This window comes from Streptomyces sp. NPDC058955, from assembly GCF_042741435.1.
Taxonomy (GTDB): Bacteria; Actinomycetota; Actinomycetes; order Streptomycetales; family Streptomycetaceae; genus Streptomyces.
The window spans coordinates 71,079-73,548 of the sequence record NZ_JBHYKM010000027.1 but is presented as its reverse complement, the minus strand read 5'-3'; the positions used below and the strand labels follow the sequence as shown (position 1 = coordinate 73,548).

General features: G+C 78.3%; 3 protein-coding genes. 1 reads left to right on the top strand and 2 read right to left on the bottom strand.

The window, feature by feature from the left end:
- Both ACFW1I_RS13825 and ACFW1I_RS13820 read right to left on the bottom strand, forming a co-directional pair.
- A partial coding sequence (locus ACFW1I_RS13825; RefSeq protein ID WP_384669509.1) for a universal stress protein occupies nt 1-569 on the bottom strand: 569 nt, incomplete at its 3' end.
- Nucleotides 566-721: a hypothetical protein gene (locus ACFW1I_RS13820; RefSeq protein WP_384669508.1), complete on the bottom strand. Its 156-nt coding sequence runs from the start codon at nt 719-721 to the stop codon at nt 566-568. The genes ACFW1I_RS13825 and ACFW1I_RS13820, both read right to left, overlap by 4 nt.
- A 135-nt stretch (nt 722-856) precedes the next feature.
- Here ACFW1I_RS13820 and ACFW1I_RS13815 point away from each other — a divergent pair, with 135 nt between their 5' ends.
- Entirely contained in the window at nt 857-2,326 is a 1,470-nt protein-coding gene (locus ACFW1I_RS13815; protein ID WP_384669506.1) for a PLP-dependent aminotransferase family protein, read from the top strand.
- Nucleotides 2,327-2,470: the final 144 nt, after the last annotated feature.

The following is a 2,470-nucleotide window of genomic DNA, read 5'->3' as shown; positions in this document are numbered from 1 at the left end:
GGGGCCCCCCCGGTGCCGGCCGCCCCCCTGCCCCCGCGCCCCCCCCCCCCGCCCCCCCCGCGACGGGGGCCCGGCGCCGTCCGGCGCAGGAGCCGGGCCTCGCCGCGCCGCAGTGCGGGGCCCGGCACCACGACGACCGGGCGGGCGGCCCGTGCCAGGACGGCCCGGCGGACCGGTGCCCGGCGGGCCGTCCACCGGCCGGTCCGGGGCGCGGCGCCGAGGACCAGCAGGTCGCCGGGGCGGTCCGCCGCCCGCAGCAGGGCGCTCGCGGGGGCGTCGCGGACGGTCCGGCGCTCGACGGCGAGGCCGTCGGGCACGCCGCCGAGGCCGTCGTCGAAGGCGGCGGTGAGCCGCTGCCGGGCCTCGCCCGCCCACAGCCGGATCCAGTCGGAGTCCGGGTTGCGCCGGTGCAGCACCTCGCCCTCCGGGGGCTCCCAGGCCAGGACCGCGAGGAGCGGGACTCCGGTGCGGGCGGCGGCCCCGGCCGCGTACCGGAGGGCGGCGAGGGAGGCGAGGGAGCCGCTGACGCCGACGACGACGCGTCCCGGCGGCGGCCCGGCGGCGGTCACGCGGCCTCCTCCGTCGTCCGGGAGGCGGGCCGCCGGCTCCTGAGCGTGGCGCGCAGGGTCCGCAGCCAGGATCCCCTCGGCAGCGGCCGGGCGGACTCCTCCGCCTGCCGCTGCCACAGACGCTCGTCACGGTCGCTGAAGTGCGTGGTCATCGTCGTGCCCCTCTCGGTCCAGTCCGTCGGGAAAGCGGCCCGCGGGGTGCCGCTTCCGGCGAAACCACCAGGCCACTGACGGAAAGTCTGTAGCCTTATTGGCCTGGACAGCAGAGCCAATGAGGAGTGATTGGCATGGCAGAGGGCCGTGTGGTCCACACCGCGGACCGCACCTTGTCGGGCCGGCAGCTCGCCTCGCTGCTCACGCCGCCGCCGGAGGGCCGGTTCGGCTACCGCGAGCTGGCGCGGGCGGTGCGGGAGGCGCTGCTCGACGGGCGGGTGGCGCTCCGGCTGCGGCTGCCCGCCGAGCGGGAGCTCGCGCAGGTCCTGGAGGTCAGCCGGACGACGGTGACGGGGGCGTACGACCTGCTGCGCGAGAGCGGGTACGCGCACAGCCGGCGGGGCGCGGGCACCTGGACGGCGCTGCCGGACGGGCAGGCGCCGACCGCGCTGGGCCCGTACCCGGCTCCGACGGACGAGGTGATCGACCTGGCCCTGGCCGCGCCGCACGCGCCGGGGGCCGAGCTGACGGAGGCGCTGGCGGAGGCCGCGGCCGAGCTGCCGCGGTACGCGACGGCGCCGGGCTATCACCCGTACGGCCTGCCGGAGCTGCGGGCCGCGGTGGCGGAGCGGTACACCTCCCGCGGCCTGCCGACCCGGCCCGAGCAGATCCTGGTGACGACCGGCGCGCAGCAGGCGCTGTCGCTGGTGCTCGCGCAGTTCGGGCGGCCGGGCGACCGGGTGCTGGCGGAGAACCCCTCGTACACCAACGCCCTCGACGCGATGCGGGGCCGGGGGATGCGGGTGACGCCGGTGCCGGTCACCGAGCACGGCTGGGACACGGGGCTGGTGGACGCGGCGCTGCGGCAGACCGCGCCGCGGCTGGCCTACCTCATCCCGGACTTCCACAACCCGACGGGGCGGCTGATGCCCCGCGAGCAGGGCCGGGAGCTGGCGCGGGCAGCGCGGGCGACGGGGACGTGGCTGGTGGTGGACGAGACGCTCACCGACATGGCGCTGGACGTGCCGGCCCCGGCGCCGTTCGCGGCGGCGGCCGGGATCGGCGGCGGCGAGCAGATCGTGTCGGTGGGCTCGCTCAGCAAGAGCTGCTGGGGCGGACTGCGGGTGGGCTGGGTGCGGGCGTCGGCGCGGGTGGTGACGGAGCTGACCCGGACCCGGGTCACGGCCGACCTGTCGGGTTCGGTGCTGGACCAGCTGGTGGCGGTGGCGCTGATGCGGCGGCTGGATCCCATCGTGCACGCGCGCGTGGCGGAGCTGCGGCGGAACCGGGAGGCGCTGGGACTCGCGCTGGCCCGGCATCTGCCGGAGTGGCGGTGGACGGTGCCGCCGGGCGGGATGTGCCTCTGGATCGACCTCGGACGGCCGGTGGCGACGCAGCTGGCGGCGCGGGCGCTGCGGCACGGGGTGCGGGTGGAGGGCGGGGCCCGGTTCGGGGTGGATCCCGGCACGCACGAGCACCGGCTGCGGATCCCGTACACCCTGCCGGAGGAGCGGTACGAGACGGCGGCGGAACGGCTCGCGGCGGCCCTGGAGGGGGCGCCGGGGCGGTTCACGGATCCGGCGCTGCCGGAGTGGGTGGCGTAGCCGGGCGGGCGGAGCGGGAGGGAGGAGCTGGCGGGGGGGGGGGGGGGGGGGAGGCGGAAGAGTCCGGACCCCCCACCACAAGGCGCGCGCGCGGCCGAGAGAGGAAACTGGGAGACTCTAGAGGGGTCTGTGGGTGGTAGAGGG